Origin of the sequence: Legionella donaldsonii, assembly GCF_900452385.1 — a bacterium.
Lineage (GTDB): Bacteria > Pseudomonadota > Gammaproteobacteria > Legionellales > Legionellaceae > Tatlockia > Tatlockia donaldsonii.
This window is the reverse complement of record NZ_UGOA01000003.1, coordinates 43759-61609: the sequence shown is the minus strand read 5'-3', so window position 1 is coordinate 61609 and position 17851 is coordinate 43759. Positions and strand designations below refer to the sequence as shown.

Below are 17851 nucleotides of genomic sequence, written 5' to 3'. Positions count from 1 at the left end.
CTGTGATTTTAACCGGAAAAATTGACTTTTTCTAATCCTCTTATTTATTCGGTTTCCATTGAGATAAATCGGCCTCAATTGGAATTTGCTTCAATCCAACATCATTGGTACTCCACTTAATTTCCGTGTAAAGCATATTCTGCAAATCTCCACATACCTTATTGAGATAATCAACAGCTTGTTGCTTTGAGCTTGCTACTACTTCATCAGAAATATTTCGACTATCCATTAGAATGTGAAGTCTTGTCAGATAGAGTAAATGTGGAAGAATAACATGAATTTGCTCCAGCATTTTCTTTGAGTCATCTGGTAAATTCAATGGTGTGTTCGTGGGCTCGAAATCATTTTCACGACACCACTGAATAAGTGCCTTGAGTGTTTTTCCTGACGAATTTTTTTTATTTCGCGGAAACAGTATTTTGTTATTTGCAAGGCTTTCCAAATAACTTAAGTCTTCTTCAGATAATCGTACAGAAACACTAGTCATTCTTCATTTTCCCAATAAATAAATGATGTCCAATAAGTGTAAACAATTGCATACATAATGTAAACATTTGTTGACATAAGTATACAATTGTTTGCAAAGTGATATTTTATTTATGCAATTCAATAGGTTATAAAATGTTTACAAGTGTATTCAAAATAAACGATAGATTTTTTTGGGTTGCATATAAAAAAAGAACTCGCCAATAAAATAGTATAAAATTCAATAAGTTATCGATACTCTCTTTGCAAGAGAATCTTGCGTGGTGTGTGAGTTTCTTATTTTCCTCATGTTTATTGATTCGTTATTGCTGTGCTCTTTCGCTAGCTGTTTTTGGTATTTTATGTCTTTGAAAGACGCAGGAAATTGCGCATCGGTGATTGACTCGGCTGTGATATCCAGTTTCTTTCCAAATCATTTAAACGAATGAAGTTTAAATGATTATATCTTCCTTAATTTTTTTTTTTTACAATTATTAGTAACATGAAAAATGAAAAAAGAATAAACAAAATTCGACTTTGAAAAAAACCGGATATAATAACTACAATCTAGTATTATTTTTCAATTAGATTTAATTAATTAGCGTAATTAAATTATAAATAGGATTTTCGACTGAAATAATAAATTAGAAATAACACTAATCACACAGTGTAAATAACTTTCTTTTTCACTATTATTTAGTTGATTCAATACCCGAACAAAAAAAGATAAATAGCACTTGTTAAATAAGATTATCAACATGTTGTCAATAAAAAAGCCCCGAAGGGCTTATTAGAATTATATTACTTCAAAAGCTTCTAATGTCGGTTTAATATACTTCTCGTAACTGTATGCGGCATTTAAAGTATATTTCCTAACCCATGCATTGTCTCGACTTCGTGAAAATTTAAATGCTTTTTCCTTTAGGAGGCCTCTTAATTCTTCACTAGGTTTAAATCCAAAATGAATACAAATTTTTTGATCGTCACTGATTGTTACCCTAATCCCATTTGAAAACTTGTGATCAATGGATACCGAATTTGTTTTTTCTACTTCATTAATTCTTTTTTTGTAGCGATTAATATTAGCACCTAAGTTCTGCAACTGCCATTTTTCAAAACCTACAATCTTTCCAGCATAATTTGGTTTCATTAAGTAAATTATCTGCTGTTCATTCATATTAAATTCAGCGCTTAATACATTTTTAAATTCAGCTAACTTATCGGGTGATATCTCAGGGTTACCGTTTTTAAAATATTTTCTAATCAATTTATTGATAGCCTTCATTTCCTCCCGTTGTTTTTCCAATTTAGCAATTTTATTGTCGATTTTGTCACAAGCATTTGGATCATCTGTCTGGATTGATGTGCCGTCGCCATAAGGTAAGACGAACTTCAAAATATTTTTAATGGATTTATTTCTAAATTCGGCAATTGCTGAAAGCTTAGCATCAGCATAATTAGAAAGTTTTTGATTTCTTGCAACTGGAAAATTTGCAGGGCCAACGATGAAACTTGATGCAACCTTGGCATGAGAGTGCAGCCATGAGTAATAACAATCACGTAATTTTTCACGATGTGATTTAAACCATTCGTCAACCATTACATCAAAATCGTGTCTCACTTCTGCGCCTCTTTTGGAGGCTTTAGAAATTTTATCCAATACCATTCTTTTGTCTTCTAATAGAGATTCTACGTATTCAACACGTATGTTTGCCGCTCTTTTTTCGGGCGAAAAAGAAGTATTCATAAAAGCCCGTTCCGCTATTGACTGGCTAATATCGTTTAGAATATCTGAAGATTGATGAGTTAAAGCGTTTTCTATGTTTTTTACGTAAGTCATGATTTTATCCTTGTTTTTTTACTTATGTTCAAAGTGAACAAGACTATTATTGCAAATTTCGCATACTATGTCAATATTTAAGATCAATTTAATTGACAATGTTTATATATCACCACATAATCACAGAATTGAAGATTTATAATGTATGGCCTTTAGAGCAATAAAAAAATGAAAAAATTATTACGCTTTGAAATTAAACATACTCTCCGTAAGCCGAGTAGAATCTATGTGAAATCTCCTGAGAATAGTGAGATTTATGGTCATTTCTATTCAAATAACCCTTCTTCTTTCGATGGCTGGGATAAATTATCTCAAGAACAATCGAGCGAACTTGTATTATTTATTCAAAATATAACTGCTGTTAATAAATTACTCGGAGAGGAGGCAAGCAGCCGATTAATCGATTTTCGTTTCAGATTGCCTAATGATTTAATAGACACCATTAATGAGCTTAGTGCTCTACTCACAGAGGAAAACGTTGAGTTTAATATTTTTGAGACTGCCATTATAGGCATGATTCAGCAATTAAAGATTGCTACTACTAAATTGCCTGACCAACGCAAACGTGATGCTCTAACCATTCTTGATAAGAGTGGTTTGGCTGAGTATAAAAAACTAGATTTGAACTCTCAAATTCAAGCGGTCTTTACAGAAATCCTGGCAATTCAAAATAAATCTGAGAAATTGCATGATAAAGCTTTAATGCTTTTCACTAAAGATAAAAGCTACTCTCCTAAAGCCATTGAAGGCATGGCGAAGGGAGAGACTATACCCGCTAAATGGTTAGTGGCTTGTGCCATCGATTTGTTAATTGATGAAAGGCTTCCTATTTTAAAAACTATTTTATCTGAAAATGATCTATTCATGTTGTGGTCAAAACAATTATTAGATAATGGCTATAAAATGGACGCTTTGCTCGCTAAAATTGATCATCTCAACTTTGGGGAGGTCAAAGATAAAACAATTAACTATAGGATAACCAATAGTGAATAATCCAAACAATAGAAATTAATTAAAAGAATTCCTAATACCTATCAAATTTTTTTTCTCTTATAGAGGTGTAAAACAACTCTTAAAAGAATTGCCAGATTTACTAATTCTGAGCTTTATCATTGCATTAGGCTGGGGAATATTGTTTTCATCCTCCAACAGCAGAACGGATAACTCAAATGACAAAATGCTTAGCGATGTAACCAAAACACAACAAAGATGACTACAGCATAAAATCGGGCTATATAGCGGTGTATTAACTTGGGTTTAGACATTTGGTTCTTCCCTGGGCATATATTTACATTACTACAGATCAATTTTTGCACAAATATATTAAGCATGATTATCACAGTAATCAGACTTAATTGGTTAATAGCGCCCTTAACCCGCTCTCTTCAATGCATCAACAACAGCAACAGGATTTTGAGAAATTACTGTTAAATAAGCCCGTGCAGGCGCTTCCGGCAAACGCTCCCCTCTTTCCCATTTTTCCAGAGTACGAACACTGAAGCCAAACTCTTCTGAAAATTGCTGGCGGCTCATATGCAGTTTCTTTCTAATTTCGGCAACATCTACCTGAGCCGGCACACTAACTTTATGAGCTTTATGGCCCTTTGTTTGACCTTTTGCATACTCTAGAGCTTCCATTGCTCCCTGAATTAAACTTTTTCCTACATCACTCATGAGAAGTTCCTCCATAAGTATCCACAATATGTGAAATAATTGTTTTCACTAAATTTCGCTCTTGTTGCGAGAGATTTGCTTTCTGATTTTTCCCATACACTGTAAAGAGAAAAATTGGCATCTGCTGATTATGATAATAGTAAATTATCCTCACACCGCCACTTTTTCCAGTATGAGCATCTGAAGCCCAACGCACTTTTCTCGCGCCTCCCGTTCCTACAATTACATCCCCTTTTAAAGGATTCGCTGCGATAAAGTCGATAAAAGACTTCCGACTACCTTCATCCATGCAGGTCACTGCCTGTTTTAAAAATTCCGGCGTTTCTACAACTACCTGTAGTGTTTTTGTTGTTTTCATAATTTATATTAGCCCCATTGGGGTTTGCTGTCAACCCCATTGGGGCTAAGTGCTCTATTTTATATATGAGGAACATAGGGTCAGGATTTTGTATGCAACGAACAAAATTAAAGCCCTGACCCATTTCCCGGCGCTAATGCAATTCCTATTAAAATTTCCAATTTATTCATTTCTTCTATATTTAAGTTAACATTATGGAGAGCGAAATGAACATAATAAAACAATTACTATTTATTTTACTGTTATTGCCTATTCCAAGCTTTGCTTTAACTTATACATGTAACACATTTAAAAAAGTTAATTTCGAACAGGAATACCCCAAAGATCAATTAGAGAAATTCCAATCTTTCACGCTATTAGAAACTTACGACGACAATGTGGCCTATGTATCAAGGTGCGTTTACTTTGATAAAAAAATACAATGTAAGAAAATGCTAGTAGATAGAATTGAACGTGATACTAATGGTAACAGTACAAAATTTTATGTATTTGCTTCTCATTTCAATTTCCAGTTATTTCATAATTTATCTGGCTTAGAAGATAATGGCGGAGGAGATATATCATTTCAGAAATGCACGGTTGAATAATTTTTAATAGGATTCTTCGGGGCATAAAACCTCTACAAGACAATTACCGCTTCATACCTATGCTTAATTCTTCCATCTTATATGGGTTATACCCCATCATTTTGGAAAACATGACGACAAAAATCTATTAATGCACTAATGTGAGCAATGTACTCCATGCTTATACGTAACTTTCTTTAAAAGTATGGAGCTATGGAAGCAGGACTTGAATTTTGATCGTTGAATACAAAATTTAAGCCCTTACCCAAGAGACTGGCGTAATTAAGAGTCTTTGTTACAAAGATTGCACCACTTCTGTTCATATAGGATATTATCCGCACGAGCTTCCCACTCATGCCCATTTTTACAACTCATTCTAATTTTCGTTTTACAGTTCGAATACTCAGTTGATAGGCACTTGCCTCCATGTTTAGTCGCGAACTCTTGGAAATGCTTTATTGAATATTTCCGAGAATTATTTCGCGCACAAATAGGACATCCAGACTTATTTTTTGTTCGGTTATAGATTGTAGCCTGCCATGAGTGTTTTTTGTCACATTTCCACCATACTTTCTTGCCTACATGCGGAGTAATGTCAGATGGATTTAGCCCTTTATTCAATTCGTTATCCCATTCTGCCAATAGCGCAGGGTAAGAAACAGCTAAATTATTTGTCGCTGAAGCATATCGGCCATAACAAAATGGACAACCTGTACCACTTGTTCTACTGTGAGGTGCCGCTTGCCATTCATGCCCCTCTCTACATTTCCACCAAACTTTTATATTCATGTTTGGAGTTATTTCTTCGGGAAGAATTCCACCATTTTTTTCATGATGCCATTCATGAATTAGTCGTGGATTTATTTTTGCAAAATTCCATTGGGTGGTCGCTTTGTTGGGAACAACACGAGGACAGTAAGGACATCCTGTGTTTTGGCATGAGCGATTATTTAGCGAAGTCTCCCAAGTATGGCCTTGCTCACATCGCCACCAAACATTTCTATTTGCTGCTGACTTAAAGTGTTCGGGAGATAATGGCGCATTCAAATCATAAGCCCATTCTTTTGCAAGCTCTGGTTTTTTGGCAGCGAAAGAAAGCTCATAGGGCGGAGCTGGGAGATGAGAAACAATTTCCCGATATAGTTTGCTATTAATGAGTAAACCACCCTCAATATAATCCTGTAGCCTTTCGCGTTCAGCACCGGAGAGGTCAGCAAATTTAATGATTTGATTAATAAGGCTGGAAATTATTGGAAAGGTATTATTTGACCATTTAAAAGAGATGTCTCGCGCACTTAATAACGATAATCCCTCTTCTCTTAAGCGAAATAACTGAATACCTTTTTCTTCAAACAATCTTTGCTTGAGGGTATCAACGTTTGATCTTGGCTTATGCCAATACACGCCGTCAATTTCTATCCCAAGTTTTTTATCAGGAAGAAATATATCACACTCGTATTTTCCAATTTTTTCACGCCAAGAGACATTAGCGAACAGCCCCTTTATTTCGGCGTAAACAGCAATTTCAATTCTTGATGTTTGCAGTGCACACTTCGGGCAACCCGTACCATTGTGAACTCTAGTTCCTACTGTTGCTTGCCAGTCATGACCATGCTTACACCTCCACCAAATTCTTGTTCCACCGCCAGCAATAAGATCATTAGGAGTTAATGCTCCGTTCTTAGTAGGATGCCAATCTTGAGCGATATCAGGACGAAGTTGAGCAAGACTATTTTCATCGCTTAGCTTACGATTCGTACAATATGGACAGGAGCTATTGTATTGCTTTCTTGTTCGGTTTGTAATCGTAGCTTGCCACAAGTGACCCTTTACACACTTCCACCACACTTTTTGTTGTGATCGCGGCGACAAAGTTTCAGGCTTAAGATTCTTGTTTTTTATCGGATCCAATTCTTTCAATAAATCGGGATACTCAGTAGCAAAGTTTCTATCGCTTGTTGGCTTTTGGCCAGCACAGTAAGGACAACCATGCCCACGATTTCGGCTATTGATGACTGCTTCCCACTCATGATTGTTTGAACATAACCACCAGACTTTTACACCTGAACCAGACGAGACGTCATTGGGACTTAAAGGCACATTTTTATGTGGATGCCATTGTTGTGCTAATTCGGGCTTTTCAGATTGTAAGGTGTCGGCTCTTTTAATTAAACCAAGCGACTGTTCAATTGATCGACCTTTATTTAACATTTCGATGACATGCGTATAGGCTCGATTATAGTGTTTTGCTGCTTCTTTTAGAGTTTTGAACTTATAGCCCTCTACTTGAACAGGAATACCAGAAGTTCTAGAGGCAAAACTTGGAGGAGGTACAAGATCTACAGCTTGCTCAGGTGTCCACCCTTTTGAAAGACGATAATCCACTGTATTTCGTGATTTACCAAATGCATTAGCTGCACTCTCAAGAGAATCGTATTCTTTATCTTGGATAATTATTTTTCTTTTGTTCGATTGATTGGCCATTTTCTGATGGGTGTTATGAAGCTTGAATGATCCTGACAGTTGTTTGTCTTTTCAGTAGGCAGGGCATTATAGCATTATCTTGGCTAGACCAACCCACATCCACCAAGATATTAGTCTCAAAATACGACCGTTTTTTGAGACTATTACCTTTTTCAAATAGTAGTCCTCAAGAATCCTTATAGATACTCAATTGCCCCTCTTGGCAAAATTATTAAAAAACCATATCATAAACTAATTATCATAAATTCATTAAAAATGGTTATTTTTGAGAAAATTATGGGAAGAATGATTGGTTATGCCCGAGTAAGTACTGATGATCAAAATTTGGACTTGCAAATAGACGCTTTGGTTAAGGTTGGATGTTCTAAAAAAGATATATATAAAGATAAAGTCTCCGGTGTAAAAACAGAACGACCTGGATTGAATGAATGTATTGAGAACTTATCTTCTGGCGATGTTTTGGTTGTTTGGCGTTTAGATAGATTGGGTCGTTCAATGGTTCATTTAGTATCCCTAATCGAAACATTGAGAGAAAAAAACGTGGGCTTTAAATCCTTATGTGACGGTGCAATTGACACAACCACCGCATCAGGTGAATTGGTTTTTAATATATTTTCTTCAATGGCTCAATTTGAACGGCGTTTAATTCAAGAGCGTACAAAGGCTGGACTATCAGCCGCTAGATCGCGGGGTAGAAAAGGCGGACGTCCGAAAGTTGATGTTGCAAAAATCCATGCAGCAAAACGTATGCATCAAGATAAGACTTTATCTATAGAGGAGATTTGTAAGATACTAAAAGTGTCGAAACCAACTTTATATCGATATTTATCATCTTAACTTGATTAATAGGTTAAAGCGTAGTGGGTTTATTATAGTAAAGAAAATAAGGACATATAATCTTATAAGGAAATTCAATGAAAAAAAATGTTCCACTCTCAGATCCCTTTGATGAAACATTTGATAAGTTAGATCCTTTTTATCAATCACAACTACACCAAATCTATAAAGGTATATCCGAATATTATACTAAAAATATTAAAAGCTCTCACAACTTAATTATTAACTGGCTGTTTCTTTTAAATACTGGGAGTATTGTTGGAGTAATATCACTTATAAGTAGTGATAGAACCAACTTAAAGACACTTTATCCTTCTTTATTTCTATGGTGTTTAGGAATCATATGCATTTTTATATCAGTTAAATTACACAGGCATAAATCGACTGTAAATGCGAGACGGCTTGATATGTTTTTCGAAGAATTACAAGATTTAAAAATATCGGGATCCACATTTTTAAAAAAAATCTATGAGGAAACGTGGTGGAGGATTTTTCTACCATACAATTTCGAAAATTTAAGTATACTCTTTTGGATAATAGGAGGTGGAAGTGTATTTTATTACATTAAAATATAATTTTTCTAAACTTCTCTTAATACCATTCTTTTTTGTACTACGTTTGAAATCTTATCTATCTTAAACGTTAGGTTTTCTTAGTTGCAAATTTAATGGAACTCATTAATGCCCCTACCCCGCCTTTTTCGAACATTATTGATTTGGGTAAAATAAGGAACGTTATCTATAGTACCCATTCAATACGTCCAGATCTTGAACTTATTAAGCAAATAAATATGGCTTGATAAATAATTTGCTTTTAAAATCAATTCACTTTACAACAGAATTGTTTAATAGCTCTCCATAATAATATTGTTAATGAGCGGTCACTAAAAGAGATATAATGTGTTATTAAATTTCCGTTTAGCTAGTGCTGATAGCTAAAAAGCCACCACAGGATTAATGGTATGCGTGATAACAAAATTAATGTAATTTACTATCCTGATATGTTTGTCTCTGAAACGACACTTAAAAAAGCCATCCTTTTTTTTGATGAGATTCATTTTATGGATAGGCCGTCTTTAACAATTAATAATATTGGAACAATTGGTGCTACATCTCCTCTTCGACAATATGAAGAGTCTTTTCGAGATGCTGGAGTTCCCTTATTCGTACATGGTGTTCAAGGAGGTAGAATTACCGGGGATTTATTGGACCAAGTTTATTCTGATATTAACGATTTGTTATTCCTTAATAGATTTAAAGATGGCTTACGAACGTCATTAACCTTCCGTAATCTCCAAATACCTGCTGGTAATTACGGAAACGCAGGTAATGAAGTGGATGTGTTTCATAAAGTCGAGCACGTTGATCTTGCCTGTTTAGAAGAACAGGGGGCAGCAAGTGCTTTGCTAATTGATAACACAATAAAACCTTTTGATCTTTCATCTCCCCGTGGATGCACAAAGCAACTGGTATATATGGCAGCATTATGCTCGGCGCAAATGAACTTTGCATTAAAAGAGGGAGCAAAAAATGGCTTTATTCCGCTAGCAGATGCAACACCCTACGGAAATTTACTTAGCGCAAGGTATACTAGGGCAGCTCATAAGTTAGATACCAACAAAAATCATATCCAGGTAACGGATCTAAGTTTTGCAATATTTGATCAGTTAATACCTACCGAATGTATAGAAAAATTAAGCATTCAAGAAGTAGTTAAGTATAGAAAAACCTCCGAAAATGCTCGGAAAGATTTTTTGGAATATCTATCTTTATTGCAAACCAAGCAACACAGTATAATTGTAGATAATGATTACTTAGGTGCAATTGATAATCTAATAACAACCGAGATTATTCCAGCTGCAAGGAATTATAGAAATAAATTAATAACGATAAATGAAGCATTTTCAGGATCATTGGCAAAAGGAGTAATCACTGGTTTAGGTGGTTCAAACGTCATACAAATCTTAACAGAATTGTCGTTGGAAAAAATTCTTCTATTAGGCGGCGCGGTTGGAGCGTACGTACTAAAAGCTGCTGTCGATGAAATACTTGCCAAACGTGCCATAAAGCGAGAATCCACCATTTCTTACATACTATCATTAGACAAATAAAATTAATAACTGGTGAATCCCTAAGGAGCCCCTTTTGTGTCGCATTTTTGTGGCCATTCTTAAGGCACCAAAATCGCATTTGCTATAATTTAAGGATTAAGTTGTATAAATAATGGAATAGATATCAATCAAATGAAAAAGCCATATGATATGAAATTAATTACGCTGCACCAACACTGGTTGATTGCTGAAGCAAATGATAGGCTTTTAAAATCTGATTTAAATAAAAGTGATCTTGAATATATAGCTAACTCACTTGAGGGGAAATTTTTTAACCCTAAGATGACTGCAGCGCTAATATTCAGTATGCAAAGAGTAGCTGTAACTTATGCATTAATGTATGTCGTAATTGAAGGGTATCAGCAATCAAAATTTAATAATACAGAAATTAATAACTTATTAAATCGATCTGACTGCGTTAGTGCCTTGAGAAGATTAAGAAATGCAACATTCCATTATCAATCTGTTCCGTTCTCGTCTAAATCGGTCGAATTCATCCTCATAGGAGACAGCGAGCAGTGGATTAGAGAAATTCACCTTGCATTTAAAAAATTTTTCGAGCGAGAATTGGAATTAGAAAATAATCTTACTAAATTTAATGAAACTAATAATGAAAAGTACAATATTCTTCTCGCCTTGAAGGCTTGGGACTAAAGATTGTGCAATAAACCACCATTTATCTCCAGGACATTTATCTGAACGGACGGCAAATATGAAAGGGAGAGAATGTGAACCTGTTTTTATCTAGCTAACAATACCCCTAGTTGGGTAGGGGTACCCATTTAAATTTGAGCCAAATCACGTTAAAACCCTCGTCAAGAATAACCTCTATTTCCTAACTCTTCGAGAAACCTCATTCGAAATACAGTTGGAAAAAATTTTCTTTTCAGTCTATAGCTCTAGAATAATGGGGAGAAAATATGTGCGGTCGCTTTGCTATAGACGCTGATATAGAAAAAATTCGTGAGCAATTCAAAATCAATTCAATTGATCCATTGCTTAAAAGTTACAACGTTGCCCCAACTGAAGGTGCAGTTTGCCTGATTCATACTGAAGAGGGGTTAAATGCAGTCCAAATGCGTTGGGGTATTGTTCCTTGGTATACTAAAGGTAAAAAGCCCTCTCTATTAATTAACGCACGACTAGAAACAGTCGCTGAAAAACCAGCATTTCAACAAAGTCTAAAACATCGACGCTGCCTTATGCTTATGAGTGGTTTCTTTGAATGGAAACATGCTTCGCAGGATAAAAAAACATTTAAGCAGCCTTACTATATAACCCGTCATGATACAAAATTAATGGCTGTTGCTGCTATTTGGGATAATTTTAAACCAGAACCAGATATATCAATCCCTTCTTGCTGTGTTTTAACGACTAACGAGAATAAAACCGTTAGTTCATTACATGAGAGAATGCCTTGGATTCTTTCGGAAAGCCAGCAAAGAGAGTGGCTGGAGTCTAAATCATTTCTAGCCAACGATTTAGAAGCGATTATCGAAAAAAATGAGGATATTCCTTTAGATTGCTACCCCGTTACTCCATTAATGAACAGCCCCTACTATAAAGAAAAAGACTCCATTCAGCCACTCAGAAGAAAGTTAGCTTAGTTTACGCAGTCTAACTATATGGCTAATAATTTCATTTCTCTTTACAGTTAGTTTCATTACAGAAGGAAATTTGAACTAATAGTAAAATTCCAACTGTTCATTTAGTGTTTGTTAAATTGCACTCATCTCATTTCGGCAGCTGATAAGAATCTATACGGTTGGCAAGTTCTATTACTTCCGAACGCAATTTTTGACTGAACTGTGGATTAGCACATTCAAGCTCTCGATTAAACATAGAATCGTACCACTCTATCTTATACACAAAGCCTGTCTCTTGGGTTCCCTTGACGAGAATTATGGTAGGTTTATCATGAATTTCATAAGTGACTAATTCTTTTATAAGCTCCACGCCCGTACGAGCCAACTTTCTATTATGCTCTGTGAATGCACAGGTTCCAATGCCATTTTTAACAAAAAACTGAACCGCTCCATCCCAGCCATCTGCGTCATCACCATTTTTAACTTCTTTATAAGCACCATAAGGAGCTACACCAATATTGACACTCACCTCCTCTTTCGGCACACCCAAAAAAGTGTAGGCTAATTTTAATTCATCACTTGTTTCTCTTAAATGGGTACTTTTAAAAGATAGAACGTTTCTATATTTTTTCTTATGATATAAAGACGAATTCTCTAAATCTAACAATTCTTTTGCACGAGGCTCCTTATCCTTGACATAACCACTCCTTTTTTGTTCCGCATTCATTGCTAAATAGGTTTGCATCTCTTTTGCCGTATCGTCATTAACTTTATTTGTAGCGTTATTTTTAAATAAAAATGTTTTGGCTGAGACAATATTAATCTCTGTAGAATCAGGCACATAAATACCTGCTCTAGCTAGGAGTTCTTTATTCAGTCTATCAATTTCTTCTCTCGATAGAGTATTGTGATTATCTGCTATTGAATTAAAAGAAAGTAGGATGCACCAACCTATCAATAATAATTTCCTCATTTTTGATCCTTATTTAATGAGTACAATTCAAAATATTTTTCTAAAGAAGTAGCAGTTAAACAATGGATTAATGATCCCACCAACCATTATAAATACTGCAATCCCCAACAGTAGTTGTATCAAATGGAACTTTTCCGTGACCATAACTCTTTAAATAATGGTATCCAGAGACAACCCATCGATGATCATCAAGAGGAGCTTCACCCCAATGAACCGCAGCTTGCCGCCAAGTATAAGCATAACCTGTGTCCATAAGATGCCCTCCTCCATAAATATTTGTATGCGTACTAACAACTCGCCAATCATACGGATGCCCTAACCACCAAGTTATTGATTCATTATTATGGCAATTAGCACGACTATGAACAGTAGTAGATACCAAGCCTGCTTGAATTTCTGCTGAACAAATGACGATCAATAATACCAAAGAGATAATTCTTTTTATCATTTTGATTCCAATTGATTAGTTTTAGAAAAATGAACTGCTAAATAGTGATACAGCAAATAAAAACCAACTCCAAAAAAATAAGCAGCAACGACTAAAAGTCCTAAATAAGGATCTAAAAGGCCGCCTAAAAATATTAATCCCGCAATGGCACATTGAATTATCACTGCCCAAAAAATCGCTTTAACCCTTGCAATAAACTTTAAAGATGATTTTGGCTTCTTTGAAAAATGACCGCTTCCGATTTGCATTATTTGATTCCATCTCTACGTGTAAAATCACACAGGCTAATGATTAAGCGGTTTTATATTACTTAAAATAGGCAACCGGTTCTATATATGAGCTAAGTAGTTGTATGAGAGGATACAATCATTTATGTTTTTCTCTGAATGAAAAAGAATCTTTCTTATTCGATAAGCCAAATCATAAAAAACTTACATGCAAACATGGCCTTATAAATGCCTTATTTTCTTAACAAGGTTCTACCTTATCTTGTACCTTTTCTAAATGAGTCCTATAACTATAAGACAATAAAGAGGATCGTCTCATGTCAGAAAAAAAGCTTAAAAAGAATAGAAGCCATAGTTTGACGTCGGATGCTTCTTCTTTTAGCCATCCCAATGACGCTCTCCTCTCGAGTATTATTAAATCACTGCCTGGCAGCATTTATTGGAAAGACAGGGAGGGTCATTATCTTGGAGGCAATGACACGGTACTTGAAATGGCTGGTATGTCGTCGATGATCGGCAAAACAGATTTTGATATGCCCTGGACTGATAGTGCCCAAACTTTGCGTGACAACGATCTTAAAGTCATGAGACTAAATACGGCATTGGAAATTGAAGAAACGGTCACATTGGCCTCTGGACAAAAAGTCATTGTATTAACCCGAAAAGCGCCTCTACATGATGAACAAGGCAATGTTATTGGAATTATTGGGATCTCACTTAATATTACCCATCTTAAAGAGCAGGAATTAATCCTTCGCTCAAAACAGGAAGAAACGCAATCTACGTTGGAAAATATAGTAGCCAATATGCCAGGGCATGTGTATTGGAAAGACCAAAATGGTGTCTATCTTGGTTGTAATAACCGACAAGCCAGAAGCCTTGGTTTTCAATATGGGTATGAAATTGTAGGAAAAACCGATTTTGATTTGCCTTGGGGTGGCACTAAAGCAGAACTGTTCCAAAGAAACGACAGACACATCATGGAAACAGGAGAAACGGAAATCATTGAAGAAAAAGCCCAGGTCGATGGTAAAGACGCGATTGTTTTAAGCCATAAATCGCCTATGCGAAATAAACAAGGACAAATTACGGGAATTCTTGGGATTTCAATTGATATCAGCGATAGAAAAAAAATTGAGACAGAATTATTTCATGCCAAGGAACAGGCTGAAGCAGCAAGCCGTGCTAAAACCGAGTTTTTAGAAAACATGCGCCATGATATTCGTACGCCACTGACTGGAATCATTGGGTTTTCAGATATCATTAAAGCGGAAGCTATCAACCCAAATGTTAAAGAATATGCCGAAAATCTTGTCGCATCGAGTCATGCATTACTGAGTTTAATGGATGAAATATTAGAGGCCATTCGTGTCAGCTCAGGTGAGATACCCAAAGTTAAGAAAAAATTTATTTTGAAAAATATCATGCAGCACGCACTGGATTTGCATAAATCGAAAGCCGCTGCAAAACGATTGGCGTTCTCCCTCGATTTTGATGAGAATATTCCTCGCTACTTAATTGGTGATAGTGTTCGCATCCACCGAATCACCCTTGAACTACTCGCCAATGCCCTGAATTTCACCGATGCTGGTTTTGTCAAACTCAGCGTCATCCTGGCCAGCCGTAACAACAGGGAAATCATCATCAAACTAATCGTTGAAGACAGTGGTATGGGAATTCCTAAAGACAAGCAGCAAGAAATATTTCTGCACTTCAAACGGTTGACCCCTTCCTATAAAGGGATCTACAAAGGGGCGGGACTCGGACTTTCCGTCGTTAAACAATTTATTGATGATCTGGATGGAGAGATTTACGTTGACAGTGAATTGCAGAAAGGATGTACTTTTACCTGCATTATCCCATTAAAAATAGCACTTGTTGAAGATGACACAGGACTTCACGAAGAGTTTGAACCGCATCATGCTCACTCTGAAACGCTAATCACAACGAATACAATAACATCACCCCAAACAAAAACCGTCCTTGACGAACCTAATCATGTGTTGGTTGTTGAGGATAACCCCATTGCGCAAGCAGTGGCCAAAGCCATTTTGACTCAATCAGGCTGCCAGGTGGATGTCGCCTCTGATGGGGATGAAGCATTAACGCTTTGGAAGCAAAATAATTACGATCTGATTTTTATGGACATTGGACTGCCTGACATGGATGGCTATCAAGTCACTCATCATATCCGTGTGCAAGAAATGTCTGAAAATCGTAACACCCCAATTATTGCTCTCACAGCGCATGTAGGTGAGGAAAACAAGCAGCGATGTATTGAAGCAGGAATGAATGCTGTAATAAGTAAACCCTTATCACAAAAAGGGTGCATTGAGATATTAGGCTCCTTTATTGCAAAAGAACAGGAGAAGCGAGTCCAAACCTCGTGGGCTTCAGACATACCTGCAACGGAAAGTGAATTTTTTTCCTTATCCCACTTTCCAATACTCGATATTGAAGAAGGTATTAAAACGTCAGGTTCAGAAGAAATGCTTAGTGAGATGTTACAGTTTATGCTCAACGAATCCTTGCCTCAAGACATCGCAAAGCTCAAAGAAGCCCATGACTTGCTGGATTGGGAAAAAACACAGCAATTGGCTCATAAAATAAAAGGCGGCCTACTCTACGTGGGAGCAGTCAGGATGAAAATGGCCTGCCAGTACCTTGAACGGTATTGGAAAATCGGACAAAGGGACTTGCTGGAACAGTTGTATCAGCAACTGCTCCAGGTAACCGATGAAAGTATTCGTGAAATTAACCAATGGATTAAAAAAGATTCTCCTCTTAAATAAACTATTGTGTTTCTAAATGCGGCGAATCCATCCTGTCATGAACAAATAGATCTGGGGTAGCTTTGGCGGGATATTTTTTAAACCGAAGTGCCACAGGTTTTAGGCGATTTGGATATTCCTGTTTGATTAAATATTCATAGGTCGCCGCCATCGCCTTATTTCGACCACTCGGGTATACCTCAAAATCATAATCCTTTTGTGTCCATAGGCACATGACCGCACATTCTTCAATGAGATAATCAAGACACAGTCTGAAAGCGCGCTCGTGATCAACGTCTTCTTGATTAAATCGGCTCAAGTAGCGGGTTAGAAAATCATCAATATTGGCCTTAATCGCATTTTGATATAATTCATTTGAATTATATTCATTTTGTACACGTAAATGACTGTCAATGTAATCGGTACTATTGTACCAATCATCCCATCGCATGATGTCGTAGGGAATAGTTAATTGGTTGTAAGCGGCTTCATTTCGTCTTAACCAGGCATCCCCTTCTGCAACAGCCAAGCGGTATAATTCCTCTGGAGACGCATGATTCATAATACCCATCGTGTGACGCTGCACGCTATCATCGACAAGAATGGTGCACCGCTTAAATGAGCTGTTGATGAGTTTAATCACCGCATCAAACTTCGCACCTTCATGGATTGTTTGTCCAACGCTGATAGGCATGAGGCAGGTCGATTGCGGAAATAGTTTTCTTTCTTCGGGTGGGTTTTCCCTAAATGAGGCTTTTATAATTCTATTATCAACTAAATTCATCATCCCAATCTCCTTAGAAAATTGACAAGTAGTTACTGTTCGCGAGTACTTTTTATAATCAATACTCTCGTCAATGTAATAACCAGCGACGCTTGATAGCCTGTAGAAACTAAACAGGTAAAAGGAATACCTGCTTGGGGAATTTGATTAGAAAGCGAAATCTATAACGCTGATTTCAGGTACTACAACCAGAAATAATAGACTTATTAATCTACATTATGACTATTTCTGTTGCATTTTAAACGAAATACAGGCGCCTCACAAGGGAATTCACTTTTGTTCTAAGAGCCCAAGACATCAAGGGTTCAAGTTTTTTTTCATTCGATAACCGCTTAATAGACCATTCAACAGGTGGTGTGTGAAGAGAGCCTGTTTTTATTTCCATAATACAAGATAAAGACTGTCACTACGCCGCAAGTTAAAAAGCTCAATAGAAAACCAGTCATTAACAAGTAATCCTTTGCTAAATACCCGTGAATGGCGGTAAAAAGCTGCATAATATTAAACCCACCAAACGTTAATAGCGAGAGTCCCATAGCACTCTTATTGCGAAAAACAGCGATTGCTTGCGGTATAAACAATGCGGCATTGAAAAATAAACCGAGGCTAAAGACCAACTCTACAAATTGGGTGAATGAAAATAATGCCATGCCAATCCCCTTAACCGGATATTCTTTTAAAATCAGAGCAGCAATATTGGCCAATATTATACCACAAACACATTCCTC

18 protein-coding genes are annotated in these 17851 nt (G+C 36.3%); 8 read left to right on the top strand and 10 right to left on the bottom strand.

Annotated elements, in window-relative coordinates; all coding sequences use genetic code 11:
• Window positions 1-40 precede the first annotated feature (40 nt).
• Window positions 41-487 carry a hypothetical protein gene (locus tag DYC89_RS16310; RefSeq protein ID WP_115222960.1) on the bottom strand — a complete coding sequence of 149 codons (447 nt, stop codon included), beginning with the start codon at window positions 485-487 and terminating at the stop codon, window positions 41-43.
• 774 nt (window positions 488-1261) lie between these two features.
• Window positions 1262-2305, bottom strand: a complete 1044-nt coding sequence (locus DYC89_RS16305; RefSeq protein WP_115222959.1) for a hypothetical protein — start codon at window positions 2303-2305, stop codon at window positions 1262-1264.
• Window positions 2306-2473: 168 nt separating this feature from the next.
• Here DYC89_RS16305 and DYC89_RS16300 point away from each other — a divergent pair, with 168 nt between their 5' ends.
• Window positions 2474-3298 (top strand): hypothetical protein, encoded by an 825-nt coding sequence (locus DYC89_RS16300; protein WP_115222957.1) that lies wholly within the window; start codon window positions 2474-2476, stop codon window positions 3296-3298.
• Window positions 3299-3676: 378 nt separating this feature from the next.
• Here DYC89_RS16300 and DYC89_RS16295 read toward each other — a convergent pair whose 3' ends face one another.
• Window positions 3677-3979, bottom strand: a complete 303-nt coding sequence (locus DYC89_RS16295) for a helix-turn-helix domain-containing protein (protein ID WP_115222047.1) — start codon at window positions 3977-3979, stop codon at window positions 3677-3679.
• A complete protein-coding gene (locus DYC89_RS16290) occupies window positions 3972-4337 on the bottom strand; it encodes a type II toxin-antitoxin system RelE/ParE family toxin (protein WP_115222955.1) in 366 nt (121 codons plus the stop codon). Before DYC89_RS16290 ends, DYC89_RS16295 begins: the two co-directional genes overlap by 8 nt.
• Window positions 4338-4543: 206 nt before the next feature.
• On the opposite strand from DYC89_RS16290, the gene DYC89_RS16285 reads away from it, so the two are divergent.
• Window positions 4544-4924, top strand: coding sequence for a hypothetical protein (locus tag DYC89_RS16285; RefSeq protein ID WP_115222953.1), 381 nt, complete (start codon window positions 4544-4546; stop codon window positions 4922-4924).
• 261 nt (window positions 4925-5185) lie between these two features.
• Here the strand turns inward: DYC89_RS16285 and DYC89_RS16280 are convergent, their stop codons facing one another.
• On the bottom strand, window positions 5186-7387 hold the full coding sequence (locus tag DYC89_RS16280; protein WP_115222951.1) for a zinc-ribbon domain-containing protein: 2202 nt from the start codon (window positions 7385-7387) through the stop codon (window positions 5186-5188).
• 276 nt (window positions 7388-7663) lie between these two features.
• Here DYC89_RS16280 and DYC89_RS16275 point away from each other — a divergent pair, with 276 nt between their 5' ends.
• The 5 genes from DYC89_RS16275 (at window position 7664) to DYC89_RS16250 (ending at window position 11941) form a co-directional block, all read left to right on the top strand.
• Window positions 7664-8224: a recombinase family protein gene (locus DYC89_RS16275; RefSeq protein ID WP_115222949.1), complete on the top strand. Its 561-nt coding sequence runs from the start codon at window positions 7664-7666 to the stop codon at window positions 8222-8224.
• Between the two features lie 77 nt (window positions 8225-8301).
• Window positions 8302-8799, top strand: a complete 498-nt coding sequence (locus DYC89_RS16270; RefSeq protein ID WP_115222947.1) for a hypothetical protein — start codon at window positions 8302-8304, stop codon at window positions 8797-8799.
• Between the two features lie 386 nt (window positions 8800-9185).
• On the top strand, window positions 9186-10334 hold the full coding sequence (locus DYC89_RS16810) for a hypothetical protein (protein WP_245954091.1): 1149 nt from the start codon (window positions 9186-9188) through the stop codon (window positions 10332-10334).
• Between the two features lie 132 nt (window positions 10335-10466).
• The gene (locus tag DYC89_RS16255) at window positions 10467-10988 is read left to right on the top strand and encodes a hypothetical protein (protein ID WP_115222945.1); all 522 of its coding nucleotides are present in this window, start codon (window positions 10467-10469) and stop codon (window positions 10986-10988) included.
• 266 nt (window positions 10989-11254) lie between these two features.
• A complete protein-coding gene (locus tag DYC89_RS16250) occupies window positions 11255-11941 on the top strand; it encodes an SOS response-associated peptidase (RefSeq protein WP_115222943.1) in 687 nt (228 codons plus the stop codon).
• A gap of 127 nt (window positions 11942-12068) precedes the next feature.
• On the opposite strand, the gene DYC89_RS16245 is transcribed toward DYC89_RS16250, so the two are convergent.
• From DYC89_RS16245 to DYC89_RS16235, 3 genes are all read right to left on the bottom strand, one after another.
• Complete coding sequence (locus DYC89_RS16245) at window positions 12069-12893, bottom strand: hypothetical protein (protein ID WP_115222941.1); 825 nt, start codon at window positions 12891-12893, stop codon at window positions 12069-12071.
• A gap of 67 nt (window positions 12894-12960) precedes the next feature.
• On the bottom strand, window positions 12961-13341 hold the full coding sequence (locus tag DYC89_RS16240; protein ID WP_115222939.1) for a hypothetical protein: 381 nt from the start codon (window positions 13339-13341) through the stop codon (window positions 12961-12963).
• Complete coding sequence (locus tag DYC89_RS16235) at window positions 13338-13589, bottom strand: hypothetical protein (protein ID WP_245954090.1); 252 nt, start codon at window positions 13587-13589, stop codon at window positions 13338-13340. Before DYC89_RS16235 ends, DYC89_RS16240 begins: the two co-directional genes overlap by 4 nt.
• Window positions 13590-13885: 296 nt before the next feature.
• On the opposite strand from DYC89_RS16235, the gene DYC89_RS16230 reads away from it, so the two are divergent.
• The gene (locus DYC89_RS16230) at window positions 13886-16360 is read left to right on the top strand and encodes a PAS domain-containing sensor histidine kinase (protein ID WP_115222937.1); all 2475 of its coding nucleotides are present in this window, start codon (window positions 13886-13888) and stop codon (window positions 16358-16360) included.
• A 1-nt stretch (window position 16361) separates the two neighbouring features.
• Here the strand turns inward: DYC89_RS16230 and DYC89_RS16225 are convergent, their stop codons facing one another.
• The gene (locus DYC89_RS16225; RefSeq protein WP_245954089.1) at window positions 16362-17126 is read right to left on the bottom strand and encodes a tRNA-dependent cyclodipeptide synthase; all 765 of its coding nucleotides are present in this window, start codon (window positions 17124-17126) and stop codon (window positions 16362-16364) included.
• A 341-nt stretch (window positions 17127-17467) separates the two neighbouring features.
• On the bottom strand, window positions 17468-17773 hold the full coding sequence (locus DYC89_RS16220) for a PQ-loop domain-containing transporter (protein WP_115222970.1): 306 nt from the start codon (window positions 17771-17773) through the stop codon (window positions 17468-17470).
• Window positions 17774-17851: the final 78 nt, after the last annotated feature.

Coding starts and splice junctions, on each gene's coding strand:
- DYC89_RS16310 (WP_115222960.1), bottom strand. CDS start 487: ATGACTAGTGTTTCTGTACGATTATCTGAAGAAGACTTAAGTTATTTG.
- DYC89_RS16305 (WP_115222959.1), bottom strand. CDS start 2,305: ATGACTTACGTAAAAAACATAGAAAACGCTTTAACTCATCAATCTTCA.
- DYC89_RS16300 (WP_115222957.1), top strand. CDS start 2,474: ATGAAAAAATTATTACGCTTTGAAATTAAACATACTCTCCGTAAGCCG.
- DYC89_RS16295 (WP_115222047.1), bottom strand. CDS start 3,979: ATGAGTGATGTAGGAAAAAGTTTAATTCAGGGAGCAATGGAAGCTCTA.
- DYC89_RS16290 (WP_115222955.1), bottom strand. CDS start 4,337: ATGAAAACAACAAAAACACTACAGGTAGTTGTAGAAACGCCGGAATTT.
- DYC89_RS16285 (WP_115222953.1), top strand. CDS start 4,544: ATGAACATAATAAAACAATTACTATTTATTTTACTGTTATTGCCTATT.
- DYC89_RS16280 (WP_115222951.1), bottom strand. CDS start 7,387: ATGGCCAATCAATCGAACAAAAGAAAAATAATTATCCAAGATAAAGAA.
- DYC89_RS16275 (WP_115222949.1), top strand. CDS start 7,664: ATGGGAAGAATGATTGGTTATGCCCGAGTAAGTACTGATGATCAAAAT.
- DYC89_RS16270 (WP_115222947.1), top strand. CDS start 8,302: ATGAAAAAAAATGTTCCACTCTCAGATCCCTTTGATGAAACATTTGAT.
- DYC89_RS16810 (WP_245954091.1), top strand. CDS start 9,186: ATGCGTGATAACAAAATTAATGTAATTTACTATCCTGATATGTTTGTC.
- DYC89_RS16255 (WP_115222945.1), top strand. CDS start 10,467: ATGAAAAAGCCATATGATATGAAATTAATTACGCTGCACCAACACTGG.
- DYC89_RS16250 (WP_115222943.1), top strand. CDS start 11,255: ATGTGCGGTCGCTTTGCTATAGACGCTGATATAGAAAAAATTCGTGAG.
- DYC89_RS16245 (WP_115222941.1), bottom strand. CDS start 12,893: ATGAGGAAATTATTATTGATAGGTTGGTGCATCCTACTTTCTTTTAAT.
- DYC89_RS16240 (WP_115222939.1), bottom strand. CDS start 13,341: ATGATAAAAAGAATTATCTCTTTGGTATTATTGATCGTCATTTGTTCA.
- DYC89_RS16235 (WP_245954090.1), bottom strand. CDS start 13,589: ATGCAAATCGGAAGCGGTCATTTTTCAAAGAAGCCAAAATCATCTTTA.
- DYC89_RS16230 (WP_115222937.1), top strand. CDS start 13,886: ATGTCAGAAAAAAAGCTTAAAAAGAATAGAAGCCATAGTTTGACGTCG.
- DYC89_RS16225 (WP_245954089.1), bottom strand. CDS start 17,126: ATGATGAATTTAGTTGATAATAGAATTATAAAAGCCTCATTTAGGGAA.
- DYC89_RS16220 (WP_115222970.1), bottom strand. CDS start 17,773: ATGGCATTATTTTCATTCACCCAATTTGTAGAGTTGGTCTTTAGCCTC.